Origin of the sequence: Gloeocapsa sp. PCC 7428, assembly GCF_000317555.1 — a bacterium.
Lineage (GTDB): Bacteria > Cyanobacteriota > Cyanobacteriia > Cyanobacteriales > Chroococcidiopsidaceae > Chroogloeocystis.
The window spans coordinates 756,272-780,703 of sequence record NC_019745.1 but is presented as its reverse complement, the minus strand read 5'-3'; the positions used below and the strand labels follow the sequence as shown (position 1 = coordinate 780,703).

The following is a 24,432-nucleotide window of genomic DNA, read 5'->3' as shown; positions in this document are numbered from 1 at the left end:
TATTCTTTAATTTATTTCCCCGACTCGATGCGGAGGCCAAAAGCGCACTACTGCACGTCCGATAATATTTTCTCGCGGCACAAAGCCCCAAAAATGGCTATCGTAGCTGTTGTTGCGGTTATCGCCTAAGACTAAATACGAGTCTTCTGGCACAATCACAGGTCCATATAGATACTGCGGAGGCGCTTCGATGTAGTTTTCGCGCAACGGCTGATCGTCGATGTAAACTCGTCCGCCTCTAACTTCTACCTTATCGCCAGGTAGTCCAACAATTCTTTTGATAAAAGCATCTTTGAGATTGGGGTTTTCTTGAATAATTCCTTCGGTAGGAGAAAAGACTACGATATCGCCCCGTTGTGGGCTTGTGAAACGATAACTCAACTTATCGACAATTAACTTGTCATACTTTTGCAGCGTTGGCAGCATAGACTCTGAAGGTATCCAACGCGCTTCGGCAACAAAAGTCCGAATTCCTAAAGCTAATACAATACTTAAGGCGATCGTTCTTCCTAATTCACCGATCCAAGAGCCTTCACTGTCTTGTCGCGAATTTTTTTTCGATGCTTGATCTGGCACACGAGACATAGAGTTTTGTTTAAAACAACCGAAAGATGCTAATAACTAATTTAACGAGCGAAAATACTTTGATTTATTAATTCTAACTAGAAAAAGCTTACATTAATGTAACACTGGTATCCTGAAAAGTTTCATTGAAGTTTGAGAACGTGGATATAAAGACGCGATCGCTCTACAGTTTTAACTCACCCCTTGCTTTTCCGGTAGAATAACGTGCATTTATTCTGCCAGTGTTTGTAAGTCCTGCTATTTTCAAAGTATCGTCACTTGTTACACTCAACTCCAGCCCTTGTTAATTATCATGTCATCTACAAATTTATTCATCCGCCATGCCCAAATTCTTTTACCAAATGGTGACTTTTTAATTGGAGATGTACTTGTTCGCGATCGCCAAATTGCGCAAGTCGCGCCCGAAATTGCACCACCAGCGAATGCCACAGACTATACAGAACTAGACGCATCCGGTTTAACTTTGTTGCCTGGTGTCATCGATCCTCAAGTTCATTTTCGCGAACCAGGCTTAGAACACAAAGAAGATTTGTTTACTGCTAGCTGTGCGTGTGCTAGAGGTGGTGTCACGTCTTTTTTAGAAATGCCGAATACTCGCCCGCTAACGACAAATCAGCAAGCTTTGGACGATAAACTCGAACGTGCTAGGCAAAAGTGTTTAGTCAACTACGGTTTTTTCATCGGAGCTACCGGAGATAATACTCCTGATTTACTCGCCGTCAATCCTACCCCAGGAATTAAAATTTTCATGGGTTCAATGCACGGTCAATTACTCGTTGATAAAGAAGCTGCCTTAGAGCAAATTTTTTCGCAAGGCGATCGCTTAATTGCTGTTCATGCGGAAGATCAAGCCCGCATCAATCAAAGAAGACAAGAGTTTGCGGGAATTAAAGATCCGGCGATTCACTCGCAAATTCAGGATGTAGCAGCAGCATTAAATGCAACAAAACTCGCGTTAAAACTTTCTAAAAAATATCAGCGACGCTTACATATTCTGCATATGTCAACCGGAGACGAAGCCGAATTGTTGCGTCACGATAAACCAAGCTGGGTAACGGCGGAAGTGACACCACAGCATTTACTGTTAAATACTGATGCTTATGCCAAAATTGGCACTTTAGCACAGATGAATCCACCATTGCGATCGCCGCGTGATAATGAAGTGTTGTGGCAAGCTTTACTTGATGGTGTGATTGACTTTATCGCCACCGATCACGCACCGCATACTTTAGAAGAAAAAGCGCAAGAGTATCCGAATACACCTTCAGGAATGCCAGGGGTAGAAACATCATTAGCATTGATGCTGACACAAGCGATGCAGGGGCGCTGTACCGTCGCGCAAGTCGCGCACTGGATGTCTACCGCCGTTGCTAAAGCATATCGGATTCCGAATAAAGGTGCGATCGCGGTTGGTTATGACGCAGATCTTGTCTTAGTCGATCTCAACACGTACCGCCCTGTTTTGCGTGAGGAGTTACAAACTAAGTGCGGTTGGAGTCCTTTTGAAGGCTGGCAACTTACTGGATGGGCTGTAACGACGATTGTCGGCGGTCAGATTGTCTACAACAAGGGTAAACTTAACACAAACGTTAGAGGTGAAGCGTTACAGTTTGATGGATAGAAGCGGGTCAGCCGAGAGTTTAGTTAGTTTGAAACCTTGCTAAAAAGTCAAGCGAAATATCAACCGCAAACAACTCTACTTGGCGACCACTTGAAGTGTGATTTAGGCAAATACTAAGATAAATTGGTGGTAAGTAGGGCAATCGTTCTGCCCATTCGATTGCCATTATCCCCAAATCTGCGTCGATACCTTCCCAGTAAGTTTCTAGGTGCAATGCAGCAACGTCTTTTGGTTCTAGACGATATAAATCTAGATGATAAAGCGGCAAACGTCCTTCCGTATACTCGTTAATTAAAGTAAAAGTAGGGCTAACAATTGGTTCAGTGATTCCTAATCCTTTACCAATTCCTTGAACTAAAGTTGTTTTGCCAGTGCCTAGATCGCCGTGTAATAAAATAACACTCCCAGCACTTAAATATTGTCCTAATAATATACCTAAATGCATCGTAGCATTTGTATCTATAAGTATGCAATTAAAAGTATTAATAGTCATAACTTAATGTGTACTTTGTTAGACATTACAAACTTCGATTATTTATGTTTAATTATTGCTTAAAATATGCAAGTTAAAGATTTAAGTTATTTTATTATTTAAACAACCGAATAATTACTCACTTGTAAATATTAGTAAAAATAATACATTCCGTAAATTTGACGAGGCTGACTCAACAAGCTTTATGTAGAAATGGTGTAACCAATTTAGCATAAGGACTTGTGGGGGTATGCCAAAAATCCAAGATTGGTTAATAGTAGGTTCACTTGCTGTTGGCTTAGGTGTAGCAGCTTCAGTAGGAGGAACGAGTGGTGCATTATTGGGAAGTACCACAGGGGCTGTTGTTGGCGCTACTATTTCTAGTAAGAAACTACTCAGCAGTAACCAGCAAGATAAAGCAGAGTTAGAAAGATTAAAAGCAGAATTGCAAGTTCTTATAGCAAGAGTTAATGAACTACGAAAAGCGCAAGCAGAATTAGCTAAAGTTGAGGGACAAGTTGTTCAAAGACGAGAAGAATTACACCAGGTTGAACAAAAACTTATATCTCTCAAACGAGACGAAAAAGATTTAGAGCGTAGAGTTGCTGTTATTATGCAACAAAACCCTCAACTTATGGAGCAGGAAAAGCTAAAATCTCGAATTGAACAATTTAGATTAGAGAAAAACACTTTAGAAGGTCAAATTAGCGCTTTAACATCTCAACTAGAAAGATTAGAAACAGAAAAGCGATCGCCTCATCGTTTACACATCAAGAAAACAAATACTGCGTCAACATCGCTGGTTGATTTAGTTCAAGCGGTACAAGCAGTAGCAACGCAAACTCGCAGGCGATCGCTACCACTCATTCATCTATGTTTATGGTATAGCCATAGTTAACAGAGTTAGGACATTATAGAAGCTCGTATTGACTTCCCTAGGGAAGTTTAACCCTGACCTCTGACCTCTGACTCCTACTATATTACAAGTTTGATGCTTCAGTTCATATCTTAGATTATATAGCAGTCTCGTTGGGGTAGTTAGGACATCGAAGGTACGAATAACCATTACCCTAACTCATTTTCAACCCTGACCTCTGCTATAAAATACATTTTAGTAAAATATTAGATTACCTGTTAAGTAAACCATTTAATAATTTTAAATCAGGATCCAAGCAAAATGCTTTTTTATCTCTTCTATATCTTCTCACATTTCGGTCTATAGAACATTTTCAAAGTGATAGAATTATGTCTCAGTTTGTGAGTCGAGAAAAATCACTTAATCAGTTTTTCCAAGAAATGCTTGAAGGTAATTTTACAGAAGATGATATAGAAAAACTTGTGCGAGCTAGTTAAAACCTTACATATGAGCGCGACCATACCAACGTAATAATACCTGAGCTAATGCTTGAGGATTGTGCCGCACTAGTCCTGTTTCTTCATCTTCGTCCATCACATTAGCTAAAACGATCCGCCGTCCTAAGCGGGCGACAACATCGCGATCTAAAAATACAGGATGAGAATTTTCTTGCGCGTAGCGCCTTAGGCTTTTTTCAGAGGGAGTTCGTCGATGAACGAGGACAGCACTAAATAATTTTTGTCCGCACGCAGCATCGATCGCGCGAATATGATCCGAGACAGTGTAACCTTGTGTTTCGCCTGGTTGCGTCATGACATTACAGACGTAGATACAAGGAATCGGCGGTGTTTTGCCTCCTTTACAGCGGGCAGCGATCGCCGCAGTAATTTCTGGTACTAATAAATTAGGAATAACGCTTGTATAAAGACTTCCAGGACCGATGATAATGTAGTCAGCTTCTTTAATCGCTTGCAGGGCTTTGGGTAGTGCTGGGGGTTCGGCGGGAGTACAGCCGATTTTAAGGATACAGCCGCCTGCTTTAGTAATATTAGATTCACCTTCAATGCGACGACCATCGGCTAATTCTGCCCATAAACGCACATCACTCAGCGTTGCGGGAAAAACTTGTCCGCGAATTGCGAGAACTTGGGAACTTGCGGCGATCGCTCGTTCTAAATCACCAGTAATTTCACTCATCGCGGTGAGGAATAAATTACCAAAACTATGACCAACTAAACCATCACCAGCTTGAAATCGATATTGAAAAAGTTCGGTTAACAGTTTTTCCTCAGAAGCGAGGGCGGCTAAACAGTTACGAATATCACCTGGGGGAAGAACGCCAATTTCACGCCGCAGCCGTCCTGAAGACCCGCCATCATCCGCTACAGTGACGATTGCGGTAATGTTTGCGCTATACGCCTTGAGTCCGCGCAGTAAGGTTGATAAACCTGTCCCGCCACCAATTGCGACAATTTTAGGTCCGCGATGCAAGCGACGATGTGTTAATAGTACGTCGATGAGTTCTTCCTCACCGCCTTCTGGTCGTAACACCTCGGTAATCGAACCTACTGTGCGAGTTTGTCCCCAGAAGATTAATAATGCGCCAAGCAGCAGTACCAAAGGACCGCTAACATAATTAGGAACAACGTTTGCGATCGTGCCGACAATGTCCTGCATTAATTGCAATGCATAAAAAATAGGCGTTAGTTTAACCCAAATTGCCAAACCTAAGCCAACTAACACCACTCCACCAGCGCTTAACAGTAACCAGCGTTTGACAAATAACCCAGGAGCCAACCACTTGAACCACTGACCAACTCGATGGGGGGCGCGATGGAGCGATTCCTGCTTGATGTTTCGTAAAGATTTTTTAAAACGAGCAAATGGCATATGCAACTCTTCAGCAGGGAGATACCAAGATGTATACCAAACCCTTGTTACTTTAGTAGGTGAACTAACTCTGTCAAGTAGCTTGACTAAGCGAGGACACTCCCATGTGGGGGTGGCGCGATCGCCGACTTCGCCGCCCCCCATTGAGAGAAGTCTCCGATGCATTTATAGCTTTAATGGCGATGGGAGAACGCATAATTTTATGTATTTTCATGTAATATCGATGGAATTCACCGTATTTGACTAGGACTTTGTGATTAAAGTTGCATCTACTTTTACACAAGTTGGGTTCTAGGTGTTAGTGACAACCTGGCGATCAGGAAAATGATATGGAAAAGCGAATTTTGGGAATCGATCCTGGTCTAGCTATTTTGGGATTCGGTACAATTAGTGCAACACAGCGAGATAGCAGTTCTTCTGGGGCGCTCTCTTCTCATGCTACCAATGCAGAAGTCATTACCAAACCAGAATTAACGTTACTTGATTTTGGTGTGATTCAAACTTCAGCCGGCGTCGAGATGGGAAAGCGGCTGTGTACGATTTACGAAGACTTAAATATCTTGCTCGAACAGTCGCAACCTGATTTAGTTGCGATAGAAAAGCTCTTTTTCTACAAGATGGGAAATACAATTACTGTAGCTCAGGCACGTGGTGTGATTATGCTAGTGTTGGCACAGCACGATATCCCGTTTGTTGAGTTTACGCCTGCCCAAATTAAACAAGCACTCACCGGTTGGGGTAACGCCAAGAAGTACGAAGTTCAACAAGCTGTCGCGCAAGAACTAGATTTAGATTATATTCCGCGTCCTGATGATGCCGCAGATGCGCTTGCTGTCGCGTTAACGGCGTGGTACAGCAGAGATCAGGGATCGCAGGTCTGGGGTCAGGGTTAAAACAGAGTATTTTATACCAGGGGTCATACTATGTTGGCTTTACGGTTGTTAAATATTGGTGAGCAGATTGAGTAGGTATTTTTAGTGATTACCTATTACCTATTAACCATTACCAAATTCTTATCGAGTATCGAGTTTGCGCAGAATTGGCACAGCATAACCAACACAACCGACCAAGAACATACATACCGCACACAGTACATATAGAAAAGCTATTCCAGAACCTGCACTCGTACCGAAGATTGTGCCTAAGAAACGGGCGATAAAATGTTGCGATTGTGCCGCTGGTTCAAATACTTTATCTGCCAAGGGACCTGCAAGCAAAACTGCGATCGCCGAAACCATCTGCAACACCAAAGACTGTGCTGCAAATACTTTTCCTTGAATTTCTGGCTCAACTTTTGTCATCCAAATTGCTGTATCGCAACTGCTCAATATCGGAAAATTTACTGAGGAGCAAAATTGCGCGGGTAGCCAAACTTGGGAAAATCTTCCCAAACCAAACACAATTTTACTGATTCCTGCGCCGATCATGCCGCATAAGACACCATTAATTCGTTGGCGCGGTCCCCCCCACGTACTAATTAATAATGCCCCTGTAACGCCTCCTAACCCCGCAGCAACGGCTGTACTACCAAGAATACGCGCATCGTTTTGCGTCCGCGAAAGAATTAGCGGTGAATAAAGCGAATCACCAATATCGTGCGGTAGCCAGAACAACAAATTAATCATCAACAAGGCAAGTAAACTGCGATCGTTGAGAATGTAGCGAATCCCAAATTGCAGTTCTTGCCATTGCGTAAGGGAAACAGATTTAGAGTTGTGACTTGGTTGCGGAATCGTTACAAATAAAACAGTTGCGATCGCAACACCAAAAGTGATGATATCAATAACTGCAATTCCCGCAACGCCGATCGCGTAATACAAAAATCCGGCTAGAGGTGGGGCGATAATTTGCGAAAATCGACCGGATAATGCTCGCAATCCACTGACGCGAACATACTGGTGTTGGGGTACCATGAGGGTAATTGAAGCCGAATAAGCGAGTTCTTGCACTTGTTGAAATGCGCCAGCGATCGCGCCAATGAGATATAACTGCCAGATGTGCAAATTCGCACTCGTATAAAGCAGCAAAAATGCAATCGTTGTTAGCACTGTAACTGTATCGCCAACAATCATCAAATACTTTCGCCGCCAGCGTTCGCCTAGCGTCTCCGAAGGAGAATCGACGATTATTCCTGCGATCGGAAAAATGAGGATACTTGGTAGTAAAGTAAAGAAACTCCACAGCGTGAGTGTTGTTGCTTGTTGCGTTTGCTCCCACACCCAAATTTCAATCGCAAAGCCTGTCATAATACTGCCAATTGTTGAGACAAATTGGCCCAGCCAAATGATGATAAAGGTCCGCACGTTGATTAGAGTTATTGATAAGATAGAAGCGTGTTTTGAGGGTTACATTCATGTCTCAATCCACTACTCCAGAATCCTTATTATTGGATATTGATAATGCAGCGGCTGCGGAGGACACCTCTGTATTATTAGCTGACGATATCGCAGACGACATTGAATTTCCTCCTAGTGATTTATTAAGTGATGAACTGCCCTTGGAAACTGACTTTTATCGCGATCAAATTGATTTATTAATTCGTTTACTTAAATGGTGGTGGCGCGAACGAGAATTTTATGTTTCTGGCAATCTGACGATTTACTACAACGAACGACAACTCAAATCGCGTGAATTTCGAGAACCTGACTTTTTTGTCGTCCTGGGTACGCAAAAAAAAGACCGTAGAAGTTGGATAGTGTGGCATGAAGAAGGCAAATATCCTAATGTGATTGTCGAGATTTTGTCGGATAAGACAGCAACTGTTGATAAAGGGTTGAAAAAACAGCTTTATCAAGATACGTTTCGCACGCCAGAATATTTTTGGTTTGATCCAGTGAGTTTAGAATTTAAAGGATTTCATCTGCCAAATGCTCAGTATGAAGAAATTGCACAAACAGAGAACGGAAAATTATGGAGTCAGCAACTGGAGTTATATTTGGGTGTACAGGAACGTAAATTGCGCTTCTTTACAGCTGATAACGTGTTGATTCCTTCAACAGAGGAGCGAGTGGAGGAAATGGAACAGACAATTGAGCGCTTACGAGAACAGTTGCGATCGCAAGGTATTGAACCTGAAAATTAGTTTTTAAGAGGTAACTGGTAATTGGTCATTGGGATCGCGGAAAAATACTTATTAAGAATTACCCATTACCAAATCTCAACTCATGTGATATTTAATTATGCCCATTTACTTAACAAGTGGTAACAACAATTCGGGCAACTGTTGCAAAATCAATTCATCCGTAATTGGTCCGCGAATATTACTTCCCCAAAGCTGATAATCAACAAAAAATACGCGGTTTTCTTGAAAAGTTTCCATTGTTTTTAAAAGTGGATGCTGACTCCATGCTTGCTTTAACTCCTTTTCTGGGTTGTATAAACCTTCTGTCCAGCCAATAACAAAAATTAAATCTGTATTAATTGTAGGGAGAACTTCCAGTGAAATTTGCGCCCACGTATCAGGTTGAGTCGGTAGCTTAGGACTCACAATTTCAAATCCGATCGCATTCATTAATTCCCCTGCGGTACTATCAGGCGCGACTGAAACTTGACTTGCTAATTGATTTGTGCTAACAACAAGAACGCGAGGATACGCCGCAACCACAGGAGCCAATTTTTCACGCGCAGTTGCTAACTGTTGGGGAAATGCTGCAAGTAATTTTTTTGCAGCAGCTTCACGATCGAGCGCTTGGGCAATTCCTGTAATATCATTTGTCCAATGCTGATTCTCACCTTTGGTATCGTCAAAAAGAAGCGTCGGAGCAATTTTCGATAGCAGATGATATTCGTCTTGATGCAACCAATGTTCTCCGATAATGACATCGGGCTTGAGTTGTACTAAAGTTTCTAAAGATGGGTTTTGGCGATCGCCTAAATTAACTGGTTGTGTTGTGATACGATTTCCTAAATGAGGAATTTGTGTTGCTGGGTTGTCAAAACGCGGTAAATTCAATCGCACCGTCTCAGCATACGCCGCAGGTTGCACGCCCAGAGCCAAAATACTATCTAAAATATGCGGACTCAGCGCCGCAACTTTTTCAGGTTGACCGCAAACTTGCGTTTCGCCAATGGAATGTTGCACTAGACGACATTCTGAAGAAGCCACTGAAACCACAGTTGGTGGCGATTGACGACTACACGCTGTTACAAATAAGACTAGCAATCCTAAAAACCAAAATTTGATGCGGTATTTGGTCATTGGTCATCGGTGATTGGTAACTGGTAATTGGTGACTCACATCAAAACTCAAAGGAAATACTACCAACAATATTCAATGGCGCACCTGGATACACAATGTCAGAGCCTTGCGCTGTTTGGTAATACTCGGTATCAAATAAGTTTTGGACGTTAATTTGCGCCCGCCAGCGATCGCGTCGATAAAACAGAGCTAAATCTGTACGCAAATAACTTGGTAGTCTAAAATTAGGAGGATCGAAACCCGCTGAACCTGGGCGATCGCCTACATAAAGCAACCCTAATCCAAATCCTAACCCTTGAAGATTACCACTTTGAATTTCGTAAGTTGTCCATAAACTTGCGGTATTTTCTGCTACATTGGCAAGCCGACTACCAATCGGTAAATCGTTATCTTCTGTCACTTCTGCATCAGTGTAAGCATACGCAGCAATCACGTTCCAACCTGGTAAAATTTCACCCGCAACATTGAGTTCGATTCCCTGGCTGCGCTGTTCGCCCACCTGAATCGAAAAATCTGGATCGTTGAGATCGGTAGTTAGCACATTCGTTTTTGTTAAATGATACGCCGCAAGTGTCGCGGAAAGATTAGTTGCTAAATCAGCTTTAATTCCCACCTCGTACTGTGTTCCGCGTTCTGGTTCAAATGTAGAATTATCCGCAGCCCGACCAATCACAGGTAAAAATGAGCGGCTAAAACTTGCATAAAGCGAAATTGGCTCAATTGGTTGATAGACAATGCCAATACGCGGGCTAAATGCAGTGTCTGACTGCGAGTCACTTGTGTCGTCAAGAATGATTGTCTGATTTTGTTCGGTAAAGTCGAAACGTCCGCCAACGAGTAACTTTAAGTTATCGAGTAGCGCGATTTGATCTTGAAGATAAAATCCTAAAGTATTGGTGCGCGTCACAGCGCTGTATCTTGGTTCAAGTTCGGTTGGAACGTCGATATCGTATACGGGATTAAAAATATCAAGCGGTGGTAAACTGACTGCCTCTGATTTGTAGCTATCTGTAACGCGGTTGAAATCGAAACCCACTAGCAGTTGATGCTCAATTGTACCTCTGGCAAAGTTACCGATGATGTCGGTTTGGAAACCGTAGTTTTCTGCAATGCTGTTATCATCTCTCAATTCTCTGGGAATAAAGCGATCGTCAATCAATCCACCATCAAGATCGGAACGCGCCCCTCCCTGTTCAATGGAACTTATAGATAATGCATTACGCATTCGCCAATTGTCACTAAATTGATGTTCAAACGTTAATCCGCCACGATAAACTTCTGTCGCAAAGTCATCTAACTGCGGATAACCTAAAAATCGGTTAATTGGTAATACAAATGAGCCATCGCTGAGTGTGACTATCCCGCGATCAAATACTGGGTCATCATACAGATACTCAAAATCAAATGTTAGCGAAGTGCGATCGCCGATATTCCACTGCACAACTGGCGCGATAAACCATCTTTCTGTACTAACTTCATCGCGGAAACTGCCAGAGTTTTCATACGCCGCGTTCAACCGATACAATACGCTATTGTCATCAGTCAGTGGACCAGAAAGGTCGATTGTCGGTCGATAAAAGCTAAATTGTCCAGCTTGGAGATTTACCGAAGAATACGGTGACTCTAAAGGTTGCTTGGTAACGATATTAACAATTCCCCCTGGCTGCACTTGACCGTATAACACCGAGGCGGGACCTCGTAAAATCTCCGTCTGTGCAACGTTTGCCGTTTCCGGAATTGAGTAGAAATTGCTAATCCGAAATCCGTTTCTAAAGGTAGTATCTTGCGAGAAACCACGGATAATTAATGAACCAGCGCCAGTGTTACCATAATTACCGTCCAACGTCGCACCAGCAAAGTTTTGTACCGCCTCGCGCAGTCCGGCTGTACCGCGGTCTTCTAATGCTTGTTCAGGAATAACCTGAATGGAAGCAGGAATATCACGCAATGGCGTTTCGGTTCGTGTCGCTGTAGCCGCTTGTGAAGGGTTATAGCTTTCCTGTTCGCCTGTAACGACGATTTCTATTTCGTCATCTGCTATATCACTGCTAGAAGTCACGCTAAGAATAAACTGTGGTGTAGTGCTAACCGCGACTACTGGTGGTGCATCCGAACCAGCGATCGCCACTCGCACCAAATTCCCGACACGAGTCACACTCACAAGCACAATTTCTTCAGTTGGGTTGGCTTGCTGAAATTCCCCGCCATCGGGTAACGCTAAACCTGCATTGGGAATATCGACAATCAGTGTATTATGCGCAACTGATGTTACAGGGGTTGATAATTGCCCTACAGAGTCAAGAATAATTTCGATTCCACTCGCAGTAGGATTTATGCGTATTCCTGTTACTTGAGCCAAATTGAGATTTTGCGTTGCATATTCGACTGAAGCTGATGCGATCGCCACTTCAATAGGAATGTACAACGCGATCGCCACGCTTTCTAGTACAATTGACAAAATTTCTTTTTTATGCATCTATCCACACCACATCATGACCTCAGCAAAAACCTGCCACCTTTGGTTGAGATACCGAGGAAGCTTGCTGTTAGCGCTAGCAAATTTTTAAATGAACTTGAAAAAACTTGTTAATAAGATTACAGCTAATCGAGTGTGATGTTACAACTGACACCCAACCCCAAACGGATTTTTTTGCGTACCCAAACGGATTTTTTTAGCTCGATTACTAGATTGCGGTGTGGTATGCTTGCAGACTAATGCTATCTTTCTATTTTTCAATTAGCAGGGCGTACCACACAAATTATCGCTTGTAAAGTTTCACTATAATTTAGTAAATGAATTGCTCGATTAAGCTTTTAAAAAAGCTAATTGCTAAGTGTTTGCAAGGTATAAAACTACACTCCTTATTCTCATCAGCGGAAGAACTAACTTTGCAAGCCAGCAGCAAAAATCTCTTGTACGGTTAAATTCAATTCAGGAAATATTGATGATACAATGCGATCGCCTTTTCTAAATAGACTAACTTGATATTCACCTTCCACTAATTGATAAATCGAAATCGTTGGTTGTTTCGGGTAACCAATAAACCGCCTTCCACCCAATCCAAGATAATCAACGGACACTTGCTTCAAGCTGGGAAACCCGTCCAACGCAGTGTCCTCAATAATCCAATATTCGGGAATACCAATTTCTTCATAATCGCCAGCTTTATCGAGATAATCATCACGCCAATTCGTACTCACAACTTCTATTATTAATGGAATTGATTCAGCGTGACTAACTGTTGATTGGCTTTTCCATCTTGGTTCTGTTGCTAAACTAGGACGGTTCAACAAAAGCACATCTGGCGAGTAACCTGTTTCACTTTTAGGTGGTTTAACCAATACTGTTTTAGGTATTCAATAAGGCAAGTTTAAACGGGTGTATTCTGTAACTAACTTTTCAACTAAAAAACTCACAATATCTTCATGGTCGCCTGATGGTTGTGGTATTTCAACAATCACGCCTTTATGTAGTTCATAACGTCCGTTGTCTGTCCAATTTGCAAATTCTTCAAAGGTTACTAGTTTAGGTAAAGCTTGAGTCATATACACCTCAGATGATTACTTTAACTTTTCTCAAAAATCTACCGTTCAGATTGTTTTTATTCATCACGCTTCGATTCAAAATTAGGAAAATCCCCTAAAATGCGTAGCAACTTCACAACTGGAAATGGAAACTGTTCATCTGCGTAGAAGCGTGCCATTCACTACGCTACCTCATTGCGTTCGATAGCCAAGTCAATCTCATCAGGATGCGCTTCTGCATATGCGCAAGCATGAGCTAAATCAGTAGCAGTAATACTGGGATAGCTTGTTAAAAGTTCAGTATCAGTGTATCCAAGACGACGAGCTTCTACAAGTACCCAAACGGGAATACGAGTATGAGAAATACGGGCTTCTCCACCACAAACTCTAGGCGTTTTCTCAATTCCTTGCCAATGACTACCAAGACTTTGAGCGAGTAATGCAATAGCCTGTAATTTTTCGCTTGGGCTAAGTGATAAAAGTTGTTGCTCTAAATCTTTAAGTGCCACAGATGTAATCTTTTTGATATAGCAGGCTACACATAAAATTTTATCAGGAGTTTCAGCTATCGTTTCCCTGTGCGATATGCTTGCGGACTAATACCAAATCTTTGCTTGAAGGCGATCGCAAAGCGTCTAGAGTTGGCATAGCCTACTTTTTGTCCTATTTCTTTAACGCTAAGTTGGTTATGTTCGAGAAGCGATCGCGCTTGTTCCATACGGTAACTATGCAAATATCCAAATGCTGTTGTACTAAATACTTGGCGAAAACCGAGTTTTAGCTTGTAGTCATTCAAGCCAACTTGTCGTGCTAAATCTACAAGTGAAGGCGGATTATCTGCATTGTGCAACAGAATATCCTTTGCTTGATGAATTCGTTCGATGTCGTCTGGTTTCAAACGCTTGGACTCAGCGTTAGAATGCTCTATAATTGCTTGCTCTAGTCTTAAGGCAACCAGTTCTAAAACTTTACTTTCAAGATAGATTGCCTTTGTCAATCCTTGATAAGGACAATTGAGAATTTGATGCAATGCTACTTGCATTGTGGGTGTGGTTGTCTGAATTTGAAAGTAATTTTTTTGCTGGGCGATCGCCCGACTCATTGCAGTTGAGCGTTCAGCTAAATCAGCAATAATTGATTCATAAAAAGGTTGCTCAATGTGAATGTCAAGCTTCAAAATATGCTGTCCTGCTTGCCATTCTATAAAGCCTCCGGCACTCCAGCCAAGCTCCAAAAAGTTTTGTCCACCATGAACTTGCTCATTTGTATTGTTACCGCAAATCATAAAGCTAAACTCTGAGGCATACGACTCATTTGGCAAGTTAGGTATTTGTGTATCTACAATAAGATTTTCTTGTAGCGTGTAGTTGTCAATTAAAAGGTTCAATCCTGGGCGCAAGTCTTGCGATCGCCGATACCCCTGGCTTTGTCCTATGGGATCGTATAGTGGAATTTCATAAGTTTGTGGCAATTCATCTTGCTGGCTCAAGAATTCTGGAACGGAAAGGATCAGTGTCATAACGATTTTTAATGACAAATAATATCATTAAATCTAGGCAACTAATGGGTAATCAGTTTCCCAATTACCCATTACCTGTTACCAATTACCCATCACTTTTTCCAGAACTTGCAACGCTGTATCGATCTCTTGTACTGAGACAATTAATGGTGGCACAAAGCGGATAACTTTTGGTCCTGCGGGGACGAGTAGCAACCCTTCGGCGATCGCCGCTTTGACAATATCCGCCGCAGTTAATGGAATATCAGCTTTTAATTCCATACCATTGATTAAACCCCAGCCGCGCACCTCGGTGATGTGTTCGGGATATTTTGCGGCGATCGCGCGTAAACCTTCGCGGAGTTGTTCGCCGCGTTGCTGAACGTTTTCTAAGATATTTTCGCGTTCTAGCGTTTCGCAGACACTAAGTGCGGTAGCACACGCAAAGGGATTTCCACCAAACGTACTTGCATGATCTCCAGGTTGAAACACATTGCAGAATGCTTTGCACATCACTGCACCAATCGGAATACCACCGCCTAAGCCTTTCGCACTCGTAAAAATATCTGGTTCAATTCCCAAGTTTTCGTAGCCCCAATACTTACCACTGCGTCCCATGCCGACTTGTACTTCATCAAGGATTAACAAAATTCCTGTTTCGTCGCACATCCGGCGAATTTCCTGGAAATAAGCTTTGTCGCCAGGACGCACGCCACCTTCACCTTGCAATGGTTCGAGGAGAATTGCTGCAACTGCGCGATCGCCTTCATCAAGTTCAGAAATTGCGGCGGCGATCGCCTTAATATCGTTATACGGTACGTAATGAAAACCAGGAACAAGCGGGCTAAAATCTTTTTGATACTTTGGTTGTCCTGTCGCGGTAATCGTTGCAAGCGTCCGCCCGTGAAAGCTTGAATGCGCTGTCAAAATAATCGGCTGATCGATTTTTAATACTTGATGTGCGTATTTCCGTGCTAATTTGATTGCACCTTCGTTTGCTTCTGCGCCAGAATTGCAGAAAAAGACGCGATCAGCACACGAATGCTCAATCAGCCACTTGGCAAGTTGCGCTTGTTCGGGGATGTAGTACAAGTTAGAAACATGATGCAGCTTTTGAATTTGCTGTGTCACCGTTTCCACCATCGCAGGGTGTGCGTGTCCTAGAGTACAAGTTGCAATTCCGGCAACAAAATCAAGATACTCTTTACCTTGTGTATCCCAAACTCGACAGCCCGATCCACGCTCTAAAGCGAGGGGAAACCGCCCGTAAGTTGTCATTACACTCTGATCGAAGTCAGTCGGATCGTAAGGGCTAGCTAAAACGGCTCCTGCTTCGGCTGGTATTGCTGGATCTTGAATAAGTGTTTCTATACTCACTCGTTACTCCTCAAAATTTTTAATTATTTGCCAGCTTAATCAAATTCTGCAAAATCTTTTGTCACATCTGAATCAGATTGTAAAGGGTATGCGGGTAGGTGGGTAGTAGGGTTATTGAGTATTAAAGAGCAGTAATCATCAAATCTCTGCCACACTCCCACTTCTTGACTTATCACTAGCCACTAACAACGAGTCACTACATGAGATACTGTTTATCGTTAACAGCCTTTATGATTCTGTTTGACTACCGATTATCTACCAATTCAGGATGTGCAGCCTTCAGGAAGTGTTGCTGAGTTAGTCATTGGGCTAATTATTCTGTTATTAGTCGCAACTGGTGTTGCTTTATTATCGCGTCGATTGCGAGTTTCTTATGTAACTGGCTTAGTTTTAGCCGGACTCGTATTCACTGAAATTTTACCGCGCCAGTTTGGGTTAGATCCGGCGTTAGTTTTAAATCTTTTCTTGCCAATTCTCATCTTTGAAGCTGGTATCAATACTGATATTAGCCGTTTGAGAAGTACATTTAAGGCGATCGCACTTTTGGCAGGTCCAGGGGCGATGATTTCAGCAGCAATCATTGCGATTTTACTGAAATTTGGTCTGGGATTAACCTGGATACCCGCTTTACTTGCGGGAGTCATGCTAGCAAATACAGATACCGTCTCGGTTTTGGCTGTATTTAAGGAAATTCCCGTACCTTCGCGTTTGTCTACGATTGTGGAAGGAGAAACGCTGTTCAACGATGCGGTAGCACTGGTTTTATTCAACTTAATTTTAAATGCCTATTCGACTGGCTCGTTTACTGTTTTCGGAGGACTTCAGGAATTAGTCGTTGTTTCCGTGGGTGGTATTGTTGTCGGATTAATCTTAGGATACCTCAGCGTTGGTTTATTTAATCGTCTAGACGATCCACTCAGCAGTATTCTACTTACTGTGGCTGTCGCGTTGGGAACGTTTCAAGCGGGACAGTTTTTGAATGTATCGGGGGCGGTAGCTGTTGTCGTCGCCGGATTAATTTTTGGAAATGTTGGGCTGTCGCGGAGTATTTCGGCTTCTAGCCGCATCACTTTGTTGAGTTTTTGGGAATACGCAGGTTTTGGCGTCAACACGTTTATTTTTCTGTTGATCGGTGTCGAAATTAACCTGACAATTTTTTGGCAAACTTTACCTGGTGTACTTTTAGCCGTTTTAGCTTTTCAAGCGGGACGATTTCTGACAGTGTATCCGCTATTGGCAATTATCAAATGGTTTGATCGTCCAGTGCCGCTACGTTGGCAACACGTCTTGTTTTTTGGCAACATTAAGGGATCGCTGTCAATGGCATTACCTTTAAGTTTACCGCTTGCCTTAGCTGAACGCGAACAATTGATTGCTTTAATATTTGGTGCTGTATTTGTCTCACTGGTTGTTCAAGCGACAAGTTTATCGTGGATCGTCAAACGGTTAAGAATTACGCAGTTTTCTTCTTCATTGCAGCAAGTTGAGGAATTACAAGCTCAACTCATGACCGCAAAAGCTGCGCAAGATGAGTTAGAAACTTTGTTGAAGGGAGGAGTGTTACCTAAGGCAATTTATGAAGAACTCCGCGCAGCTTATCAAGTGCGCGTTGCTAGTGCGGAAAAAGCTTTACGCGATTTGTATAATCGCCGTCCCGATCAATTTGCGATTACTGGTAACGATCGTACTAAACTCGATGCCATTCGACGCCGCCTGCTACTAGCAGAAAAAGGAACGTTGAATGAAGCACTACGCAAGCGCATTCTTTCTGAGGAAGTTGCTCGAAATCGGCTAAAAGCGATTGACGAACAGTTGTTACGGCTCGAAGATGATTGATGAAGAGGTCAAACACCAGTCACTACGACGCTGCTGATGAGCAAGTATGATTAGTTTGGTTTTGGATAACTTTACCAGGACTAATAAAAGAAATTCCTTGCTGGAAGCCAGTTCCGATCGCTACTGTTTCAATTATTGGTTCAGAAACGTTTGTTTGCGCTACCCAATCGACAATAAAGTTTGCGCCTAAACCGCCACTGTTGTCAGATGTACTAATAAAAAAGTCGGTAGAAGCTAAAGCTGCAAGTTGAATTGGACGCTCTAAATATTGCCGAATTAACTGACCTTCCGAATTATAGTAGCGCACGCAGGTGATGATAATAGAGTTAGCTAAATCAGTATTACGAATACTCAGCGTCGTTGCTAAGTTGAAAATTCGTTTTTGATCCTCATAATATATGTATGGATAAACTGGGATATACAGCGTTTGACCAGTTGCTATTTGAGAATTTTCGTCTAAAGTGACTTGTTGGGGTTGAGTAGCTGGTGCTGGTTCGCCTTGTCCTTGGGGTGTCGTTGTGGGTGAGGTACACGCACTCAGAACAACAATAGCGGCGAATGTCAACCAACGAAATATCGCCTGAGACATCACTAGCAGCCTTCTATGAAATCAATGACTTGATGTAACGATCCTGGTTTGGTCACAATCAGTACCGTAGAACCTGGTTCGAGTACTGTACTACCGTTGGGGATCTTCAAGTCTTCGTGTGGATGCGCTTGATAGCCGATAATTAACGATCCTCTGGGAAAGCGGGGATCTTGCGCTACTTCTGCAACGCTTCTTCCTGCAACATTACAGCGTTTGGGTATAGGAAGCTTTAAAACTTCGATTTGTCCTTGCTCAAAATGCATCATTGATTCAACTTGCGGATACTCAATTGCATTTACCATTGTGGAAACTGCAAGATCGACGGTACTGATAATATGATTCGCTCCGACAAGGCGCAGTGGTTCGGCAAAATCACGATGGCGCATTCGTGTCAAAATGTGGGGAACGCCGTAGTGTTTAGCAAGCGTTACCATCGCTAAATTCAATGCATCGTGTCTTAAAACAGCGGCTACCGAATCGGCTTTGCGAATTCCGGCTTCTAGTAAAACTTCGGTACTTACCGCGCTACCTTCAAACGCCATCACTCCTACTTGTTCGCGCGCATAACGACAAGCTGTCGGGTCGATATCAATTACCGCGACAGTATGCCCTAATTCAATGAGTCTTTGTGCCAAACTTAGCCCAACAAGTCCCGCGCCGCCAATGAGTACATACATTACTCTTGATTTAATTTAAGCTTTCAGTTTTACTTTACTGTATTCGTCAAGTTGAGCCATCAATATCGTATTGTGTCTCGGTCAAAATCGCTATACTAATACCGTTTCCCAGAAAGATGTGGGCGAATTTTGCATCGATTCGCTAAAAACATCTTGTATGGATGCGAGTGCGAAGATATTCGCCGCTAGATAAACAAAGTCCACAAGAAGTGGATTTCGGTTTTTCAGTCCAAAATGGTATACGGCTCAACGTAGTGAGTGCAGGTAATGTGTTTAGTTCGCAAGCAGAATTTGAGCAGAAATATCGACGTATTCGCCGAGAACTCACCTTATCTGTCATTGGGCTTGGGGTTGTTCTTTTAGTTGGTACTCTCTGGTACTGGTTAGTTGAAGGTTGGTCGTGGATAGACGCCGCGTATATGACGGTGATTACGCTAGCGACTGTTGGTTACAGCGAAACTCGTCCGTTGGGCGATCGCGGTCGCTTGTTTACCGTAACGCTGATTATCATGGGAGTAATCAGTATCGGTTACATTGTTAATCGATTTACCGATGCTTTGGTTCAGGGCTATTTTCAAATTGGTTTTCAACTTCGGCAACAGCGACTATTGATAGACTCTTTATCGGATCACTATATTATCTGTGGATTTGGACGTACTGGTCGGCAAATTGCTTTAGAGTTTGCGACTGAGGCGATTCCTTTTGTGACGGTTGACTCTGACCCAGAATCGGTGCAAGCCGCGCAGCAACTCGGTTATACTGTCGTTGAAGGCGATGCTACGCTCGATGAAGTTTTATTAAAGGTAGGTGTCGATCGCGCTACGTGTTTAGTGGCTGCTCTTCCTTCTGATGCTGAAAATCTTTATACAGTTCTTTCCGCAAAAGCACTGAACCCACAAATTCGCGCGATCGCCCGAGCAAGTACGCAAGAGGCACTCCAAAAACTGCAACGTGCTGGAGCAGATGCGGTTGTCTCTCCGTATATTACAGGTGGTAGACGCATGGCAGCCGCCGCTTTAAGACCGCAAGTAATGGATTTTGTCGATGGCATTCTCACAGGTGCAGGTCGCGAATTATACATGGAAGAGGTGCGACTTGACGCGGATACTTGTCCTTGCATTGGTCAAAATTTAGGCGCAGCCCGATTGCGATCGCAAACAGGTGCATTAGTTCTCGCGATCCGCCGCCGCGACGGTACTTTAATCGGTGGTCCTACCGCCGATACGCAGTTAATGGCAGGAGATTTATTAATTTGTATGGGTACAGCCGAACAACTACGACGCCTCAACCAAATTCTAGGACCAATTAATTCTAAACTTCCCCGCCCGCCTAAGCATAATTAATATTTTTTGCCTTTATGGGTTAATTTTGTAGTGATTTTTTCATTAAATACGTTTGATATCATCTTCGCTTAAGTAACCTTTCTTTGTGGTTAGTTACTAGTTACTAGCCACCATTTTTATCATCACTCATCAACCAGATTCAAATATGACTTATCCTATTTCCGTCTTTTGGCAGTAAGTAGCGGCTACTAACCGTAGTAGATTAAGTATTGTTACAATTTTGCTAACTCATTTTCACGCTTACTCAAAAGTTATTGATTAAAAATGGAAAAAGCTGCTACAGATTGGTGGGCGGAGATAACGACAATGTCACCGCGCTGTATTTATTATTTTGGACCATTTGAAACAATTGACGAAGCTAAAGCAGCTTATCCAGGATATGTGAAAGATCTTGATGGCGAGGGCGCAAAAGGAATTATTGTTGTCATTCAACGCTGTCAGCCTAAAGAACTCACAATCTGCGAAGATGAAGGCATATAAGAACTTTACAACCAAGGCTGGCGATCGCCCGTTAACACTCCGCTAAAATTTATTCCATTTAATCGTAAATAAGCAATGCGATCCGAACCGTGAAGAACCATCGGTAAACGAGGCTCTTTCAACGCTCCGTAGTGCAATAATGTGAGTTTTAGAGTAGTTTCTACAACTTTTTCAATTGATGTTTGATGTCCTTGCGGATGTATTCTCAAACGTAGCGGACGAGCTAATCCTACACTAAGATGTACTTTTGTGGTAACAACAATTGCTTCGCGGGATGATATTCGTAGTGCTAACCCTTGCGTCGGTGCCGAGATTGTTTTATTGATTTTACTAAAGTTGTACAACCGAGGATTTCCAGACTTAAGACATTCTACTAAGATAAAGTTTGCACCGATCGCCTTAGCCCACTCAACTAAATTATGAACTTCTTGACCGCGAAATGGTCCATCGCGGTAAATCAAAACAGTTTTATTCCTTAGTTCAGCTACCGGAAGTAAACTTTCTAAAATTCGTCGTGGAATTTCTTCACCTTCAATTAAAGCATCTTCTAATTGGTAGCGAATAAATTCACCTTGTCTGCCATAAAGACGAATACTGGCACAAGCATTCAACGTTCCTGGTAATTTTGCTTTAGAAGCCCTCGACACATCCAACCCAACAATATAGTCTGCAATTTCTAACGGTTGGGCTAAAACAAAAGGTAAATTGCCCAACTTGCCTAAAATTCCAGGAATAACTGAGTTTAGTATATTTCTTGAATCAACACTTTCTAAAGTATCTGCGTAAATGACTTGACTAGCAATTCCACGTCGCAATAATTGCGAATATATTTGATAGTAAAGACTGCCGCTTTCGTCACTATCAGCAGTGCGATCGCTTGTGGGTAGAAACACTAAAACAATATCTGGTGGAACTACAATAAGTTCGTTGACAGTTTGTTCAACTTCTGCTCTTAAACTAGCACCTGCCAAGTTTTGAAGTTCTAAAGCTTTTTATTAACAATGTCACTAGCAAATTTATATTGTTTGAGACGTTTTCTATTTTCTTCTAAAAAAGAATTTACTCTTAAATCACACAGCTTCAGTGCTGCAATTCTAATACTTCTTGATTCATCGCTATATTCATCGTGTCGGCGATAAACACCACCTGTAGATAATCCCTGAAGAATTTTACCTCTCACTCCTACAAATCCGTTACCAAAAAGTAAGGGAGTTTCTTCGATAGGCGTTGCTGCTTGCCAAAATAAATTGGGATAATCTCTACTATTAATACTACGCTCGAACCTAAAACCATAAGTAATTAAAGTATCTTGAGCAATTTGCTTGCAGGATTTTAATAAGTCTTGTCGCTCTTGGTTAGAAACTTTCGTTTTTTTTAGTAACTCTCCATAATCAACTTGAAACTGCTCTGCTGTTTCAGCCGTGACGCAGGGACGTAGCGCAGCTAACGGATAGCGAAATTGCTTTTTGTTTTTGCCAAATTGCACTGTAACCACAGGTTGATCCGCTGATGCTTCTTCTAGCTTTCGTTTACTGATTGAACCCTGAGCTAATGCTAATAGTTCTTCTCGTTGTTCTCCGAGAGTTCCAGTAATACCTATAATATTACAAGTATTACCATGCTCAATTTCTTGAACTTTAAGCCCAACTAAAGTTCGTTCGGGTTCGTCTCTATAAGGATGATTGTTAAAGAAATCTGCTAAATCACATTTAGGCATAATACTACTACGAATTGTTAAGCTTATCGCTGGTAGTGTTGGTGATAACCCTTCAACTGTTTCTGCCCAAAATTCTACTTCTCGAACAACTTCTACTAAATTTTTCGATAATACAGGAGTAAAAGAAAAAGGACGCTTTATTCTTAATATTTGTACAGCAAGCTGTGCCAGAACGAGCGGCGTTGGTGATGGCTGACGTACCCACTGAATTGAATAGTAGCGATCGCCAATATCATTATGCAACTCATCTTGAATCTTTGCTAGTGCGTTTCGCCATTCATTTTGGTTAGGTAGTTGTTGTTGAAGTGTTCCAACTACCCAAAAATATCCTTCTTGCCATACAGTAACAACTTTGGGAAATTTTAAACTAAAACGAAAAGCAAATCTATTGCCTAATTCCCTCTCTATTTCTGGTATTAATCGAAAACACATCAAGTTATGATTCGATATACTTAGTGGTAAAATTTCACTTAAAAATGTTTCAGTCTGTGAAACAGTAGCTGTCATGCAGTAACCTCAATCTTAGAAAAATCGCAAATTGATTTAAATTGACAATATTGACACTGAATACCAGGATTTGGTGGAAAAATTTGATTAAAAGCTTCGATATTTCTCCAATATCGCTGGAGGTCATTCTGATGTTTCTTGGAAATTTGCGCAATCTCGGTTTGAACTGCTTTTAATTGAGACACTGTTGCTGAAATTGGCTTTGACCATCTACCAGTTTCCAAGTTGTAAAATGAAGCAATCGCAGGGCGGTTTGGATACAGATAACTAACTGCTAACAGATAAACAAATCCTTGTCGAAGATCTACGTCTGTTTTACCTGTTTTAAAATCTAAAATGTGTAAAATACCATCTTCTGTGAAGATACAATCAATTGCTGCATATAAATTGAAAGAAAAATTACCCTGTTGAATTTGAATTGGTTGGGGAAATCCTTCATCACCGCGTGTGAGATGAATGATATGTTTATCCCTAAGAATGGGATTTTCTTGATATTTTCTCAGAATCAAGCGTACGCGTTCTTGCACTTCCTCTTTTTCTTGACTCAACTGCAAAGTTTCTGCGATTGTTTGCACTGCATTGCTGCAATTCAACATTGAATGGTCTTGATGAAACTCGTATACTCCTCTTTGTGCTAAATGACCGATTCGCTGAGGAATGTTATCTTGCTTTAAGATTTCTGCGATCGCCGTTTCTTTTCCACGCGCTTTCGTGAAACCTCGTTTCATGTCGCAATGCCGTTGTTCTTGTCCAATAGCTGGTGCAAATAGTGACCACAAGTTGTAACTGGCGAAGGGAAGCCACGTCATGTGTGTTGTTAAGAGTTATATTGATTTTTTCTTCAACGCCACAAATCATAACTCAGGCTTGATTTTTTCGTCAGCTAATGTCGCCGAGGCAACCTCCGCGCTCGCTATCATGTCAACATTAAAGAAGAGTTAATTTTTTAGCTAAGCGTATTCCGCAGCATGATGAAGATTTTTTCAAACAAAATTATCAAGCATTGCTTGCTTTGTTTCGACGAAGAGGAAAAGCATTGAGTTTGATTCAACCGTATCGCTTCATTCCCGAAGCCGAAATTGAGGTTAAGGCTAATAACTTGCTCAAAAGAATGCAAGAAACGCCAAAGTATTAACCAAAATGACCTTGTGACGTAACGGACGCCGAGGAAGAGATTTAACGAAATGGTCTTATCGTTACGCAATAGCACGCGAACTTAATGTGACAATATATAATCGCACCAATCATTTACAAAAGCTGA

General features: G+C 42.1%; 22 protein-coding genes and 1 pseudogene. 8 read left to right on the top strand and 15 right to left on the bottom strand.

The window, feature by feature from the left end; genetic code table 11:
* Positions 1-6: 6 nt before the first annotated feature.
* Positions 7-585 carry a signal peptidase I gene (gene lepB, locus GLO7428_RS03475; RefSeq protein WP_015187174.1) on the bottom strand — a complete coding sequence of 193 codons (579 nt, stop codon included), beginning with the start codon at positions 583-585 and terminating at the stop codon, positions 7-9.
* A 292-nt stretch (positions 586-877) separates the two neighbouring features.
* On the opposite strand from lepB, the gene GLO7428_RS03470 reads away from it, so the two are divergent.
* Positions 878-2,206 (top strand): dihydroorotase, encoded by a 1,329-nt coding sequence (locus GLO7428_RS03470; protein ID WP_015187173.1) that lies wholly within the window; start codon positions 878-880, stop codon positions 2,204-2,206.
* Between the two features lie 19 nt (positions 2,207-2,225).
* On the opposite strand, the gene GLO7428_RS03465 is transcribed toward GLO7428_RS03470, so the two are convergent.
* Positions 2,226-2,699, bottom strand: a complete 474-nt coding sequence (locus GLO7428_RS03465; protein WP_015187172.1) for a bifunctional alanine racemase/tRNA (adenosine(37)-N6)-threonylcarbamoyltransferase complex ATPase subunit type 1 TsaE — start codon at positions 2,697-2,699, stop codon at positions 2,226-2,228.
* Positions 2,700-2,928: 229 nt separating this feature from the next.
* Between GLO7428_RS03465 and GLO7428_RS03460 the strand changes: the two genes are divergently transcribed.
* Complete coding sequence (locus tag GLO7428_RS03460) at positions 2,929-3,576, top strand: hypothetical protein (protein WP_015187171.1); 648 nt, start codon at positions 2,929-2,931, stop codon at positions 3,574-3,576.
* Positions 3,577-4,035: 459 nt separating this feature from the next.
* Here GLO7428_RS03460 and yvcK read toward each other — a convergent pair whose 3' ends face one another.
* Positions 4,036-5,424: a gluconeogenesis factor YvcK family protein gene (yvcK, locus tag GLO7428_RS03455; protein ID WP_015187170.1), complete on the bottom strand. Its 1,389-nt coding sequence runs from the start codon at positions 5,422-5,424 to the stop codon at positions 4,036-4,038.
* Positions 5,425-5,753: 329 nt separating this feature from the next.
* On the opposite strand from yvcK, the gene ruvC reads away from it, so the two are divergent.
* Complete coding sequence (gene ruvC / locus GLO7428_RS03450; RefSeq protein WP_015187169.1) at positions 5,754-6,317, top strand: crossover junction endodeoxyribonuclease RuvC; 564 nt, start codon at positions 5,754-5,756, stop codon at positions 6,315-6,317.
* 120 nt (positions 6,318-6,437) lie between these two features.
* On the opposite strand, the gene GLO7428_RS03445 is transcribed toward ruvC, so the two are convergent.
* Positions 6,438-7,727, bottom strand: a complete 1,290-nt coding sequence (locus GLO7428_RS03445; protein WP_015187168.1) for an MFS transporter — start codon at positions 7,725-7,727, stop codon at positions 6,438-6,440.
* A gap of 50 nt (positions 7,728-7,777) precedes the next feature.
* Here GLO7428_RS03445 and GLO7428_RS03440 point away from each other — a divergent pair, with 50 nt between their 5' ends.
* Positions 7,778-8,506 carry a Uma2 family endonuclease gene (locus GLO7428_RS03440; RefSeq protein WP_015187167.1) on the top strand — a complete coding sequence of 243 codons (729 nt, stop codon included), beginning with the start codon at positions 7,778-7,780 and terminating at the stop codon, positions 8,504-8,506.
* A 105-nt stretch (positions 8,507-8,611) separates the two neighbouring features.
* Here the strand turns inward: GLO7428_RS03440 and GLO7428_RS03435 are convergent, their stop codons facing one another.
* The 6 genes and pseudogenes from GLO7428_RS03435 to GLO7428_RS03410 form a co-directional block, all read right to left on the bottom strand.
* Complete coding sequence (locus tag GLO7428_RS03435; protein WP_015187166.1) at positions 8,612-9,622, bottom strand: iron-siderophore ABC transporter substrate-binding protein; 1,011 nt, start codon at positions 9,620-9,622, stop codon at positions 8,612-8,614.
* 40 nt (positions 9,623-9,662) lie between these two features.
* Entirely contained in the window at positions 9,663-12,098 is a 2,436-nt protein-coding gene (locus tag GLO7428_RS03430) for a TonB-dependent siderophore receptor (RefSeq protein ID WP_015187165.1), read from the bottom strand.
* A gap of 407 nt (positions 12,099-12,505) precedes the next feature.
* A pseudogene (locus GLO7428_RS03425) lies at positions 12,506-13,168 on the bottom strand (Uma2 family endonuclease).
* 161 nt (positions 13,169-13,329) lie between these two features.
* Positions 13,330-13,656, bottom strand: coding sequence for a DUF433 domain-containing protein (locus tag GLO7428_RS03420; protein WP_015187163.1), 327 nt, complete (start codon positions 13,654-13,656; stop codon positions 13,330-13,332).
* Positions 13,657-13,712: 56 nt separating this feature from the next.
* Complete coding sequence (locus GLO7428_RS03415) at positions 13,713-14,666, bottom strand: helix-turn-helix transcriptional regulator (RefSeq protein ID WP_015187162.1); 954 nt, start codon at positions 14,664-14,666, stop codon at positions 13,713-13,715.
* A gap of 78 nt (positions 14,667-14,744) precedes the next feature.
* Entirely contained in the window at positions 14,745-16,022 is a 1,278-nt protein-coding gene (locus tag GLO7428_RS03410; RefSeq protein WP_015187161.1) for an aspartate aminotransferase family protein, read from the bottom strand.
* A 240-nt stretch (positions 16,023-16,262) separates the two neighbouring features.
* Here GLO7428_RS03410 and GLO7428_RS03405 point away from each other — a divergent pair, with 240 nt between their 5' ends.
* Positions 16,263-17,858, top strand: a complete 1,596-nt coding sequence (locus GLO7428_RS03405; protein ID WP_196797451.1) for a sodium:proton antiporter — start codon at positions 16,263-16,265, stop codon at positions 17,856-17,858.
* A gap of 22 nt (positions 17,859-17,880) precedes the next feature.
* On the opposite strand, the gene GLO7428_RS03400 is transcribed toward GLO7428_RS03405, so the two are convergent.
* Positions 17,881-18,447 carry a DUF3124 domain-containing protein gene (locus GLO7428_RS03400; protein WP_015187159.1) on the bottom strand — a complete coding sequence of 189 codons (567 nt, stop codon included), beginning with the start codon at positions 18,445-18,447 and terminating at the stop codon, positions 17,881-17,883.
* 2 nt (positions 18,448-18,449) lie between these two features.
* Positions 18,450-19,124 carry a TrkA family potassium uptake protein gene (locus GLO7428_RS03395; RefSeq protein WP_015187158.1) on the bottom strand — a complete coding sequence of 225 codons (675 nt, stop codon included), beginning with the start codon at positions 19,122-19,124 and terminating at the stop codon, positions 18,450-18,452.
* Positions 19,125-19,285: 161 nt separating this feature from the next.
* Here GLO7428_RS03395 and GLO7428_RS03390 point away from each other — a divergent pair, with 161 nt between their 5' ends.
* Positions 19,286-20,467 carry a TrkA family potassium uptake protein gene (locus GLO7428_RS03390; RefSeq protein ID WP_015187157.1) on the top strand — a complete coding sequence of 394 codons (1,182 nt, stop codon included), beginning with the start codon at positions 19,286-19,288 and terminating at the stop codon, positions 20,465-20,467.
* A 264-nt stretch (positions 20,468-20,731) separates the two neighbouring features.
* Positions 20,732-20,947 carry a DUF1816 domain-containing protein gene (locus GLO7428_RS03385; protein ID WP_015187156.1) on the top strand — a complete coding sequence of 72 codons (216 nt, stop codon included), beginning with the start codon at positions 20,732-20,734 and terminating at the stop codon, positions 20,945-20,947.
* Positions 20,948-20,952: 5 nt separating this feature from the next.
* Here the strand turns inward: GLO7428_RS03385 and GLO7428_RS28785 are convergent, their stop codons facing one another.
* The 3 genes from GLO7428_RS28785 to GLO7428_RS03375 are packed head-to-tail and all read right to left on the bottom strand — an operon-like array spanning position 20,953 to position 23,980.
* On the bottom strand, positions 20,953-21,918 hold the full coding sequence (locus GLO7428_RS28785; RefSeq protein ID WP_231295545.1) for a Piwi domain-containing protein: 966 nt from the start codon (positions 21,916-21,918) through the stop codon (positions 20,953-20,955).
* 11 nt (positions 21,919-21,929) lie between these two features.
* Positions 21,930-23,171 (bottom strand): hypothetical protein, encoded by a 1,242-nt coding sequence (locus GLO7428_RS28780; protein WP_231295544.1) that lies wholly within the window; start codon positions 23,169-23,171, stop codon positions 21,930-21,932.
* Positions 23,168-23,980 (bottom strand): PD-(D/E)XK nuclease family protein, encoded by an 813-nt coding sequence (locus tag GLO7428_RS03375; RefSeq protein ID WP_015187155.1) that lies wholly within the window; start codon positions 23,978-23,980, stop codon positions 23,168-23,170. The genes GLO7428_RS28780 and GLO7428_RS03375 overlap by 4 nt, the downstream gene beginning before the upstream one ends.
* Before the next feature lie 203 nt (positions 23,981-24,183).
* Here GLO7428_RS03375 and GLO7428_RS29385 point away from each other — a divergent pair, with 203 nt between their 5' ends.
* Positions 24,184-24,306: a hypothetical protein gene (locus tag GLO7428_RS29385; RefSeq protein ID WP_255348364.1), complete on the top strand. Its 123-nt coding sequence runs from the start codon at positions 24,184-24,186 to the stop codon at positions 24,304-24,306.
* Positions 24,307-24,432 lie beyond the last annotated feature (126 nt).

Excerpts from the sequence above, each read along its gene's own strand:
- lepB (WP_015187174.1), bottom strand. The coding sequence starts at position 585 with ATGTCTCGTGTGCCAGATCAAGCATCGAAAAAAAATTCGCGACAAGAC.
- GLO7428_RS03470 (WP_015187173.1), top strand. The coding sequence starts at position 878 with ATGTCATCTACAAATTTATTCATCCGCCATGCCCAAATTCTTTTACCA.
- GLO7428_RS03465 (WP_015187172.1), bottom strand. The coding sequence starts at position 2,699 with ATGACTATTAATACTTTTAATTGCATACTTATAGATACAAATGCTACG.
- GLO7428_RS03460 (WP_015187171.1), top strand. The coding sequence starts at position 2,929 with ATGCCAAAAATCCAAGATTGGTTAATAGTAGGTTCACTTGCTGTTGGC.
- yvcK (WP_015187170.1), bottom strand. The coding sequence starts at position 5,424 with ATGCCATTTGCTCGTTTTAAAAAATCTTTACGAAACATCAAGCAGGAA.
- ruvC (WP_015187169.1), top strand. The coding sequence starts at position 5,754 with ATGGAAAAGCGAATTTTGGGAATCGATCCTGGTCTAGCTATTTTGGGA.
- GLO7428_RS03440 (WP_015187167.1), top strand. The coding sequence starts at position 7,778 with ATGTCTCAATCCACTACTCCAGAATCCTTATTATTGGATATTGATAAT.
- GLO7428_RS03435 (WP_015187166.1), bottom strand. The coding sequence starts at position 9,622 with ATGACCAAATACCGCATCAAATTTTGGTTTTTAGGATTGCTAGTCTTA.
- GLO7428_RS03430 (WP_015187165.1), bottom strand. The coding sequence starts at position 12,098 with ATGCATAAAAAAGAAATTTTGTCAATTGTACTAGAAAGCGTGGCGATC.
- GLO7428_RS03415 (WP_015187162.1), bottom strand. The coding sequence starts at position 14,666 with ATGACACTGATCCTTTCCGTTCCAGAATTCTTGAGCCAGCAAGATGAA.
- GLO7428_RS03400 (WP_015187159.1), bottom strand. The coding sequence starts at position 18,447 with ATGTCTCAGGCGATATTTCGTTGGTTGACATTCGCCGCTATTGTTGTT.
- GLO7428_RS03395 (WP_015187158.1), bottom strand. The coding sequence starts at position 19,124 with ATGTATGTACTCATTGGCGGCGCGGGACTTGTTGGGCTAAGTTTGGCA.
- GLO7428_RS03390 (WP_015187157.1), top strand. The coding sequence starts at position 19,286 with ATGCGAGTGCGAAGATATTCGCCGCTAGATAAACAAAGTCCACAAGAA.
- GLO7428_RS03385 (WP_015187156.1), top strand. The coding sequence starts at position 20,732 with ATGGAAAAAGCTGCTACAGATTGGTGGGCGGAGATAACGACAATGTCA.
- GLO7428_RS28780 (WP_231295544.1), bottom strand. The coding sequence starts at position 23,171 with ATGACAGCTACTGTTTCACAGACTGAAACATTTTTAAGTGAAATTTTA.
- GLO7428_RS03375 (WP_015187155.1), bottom strand. The coding sequence starts at position 23,980 with ATGACGTGGCTTCCCTTCGCCAGTTACAACTTGTGGTCACTATTTGCA.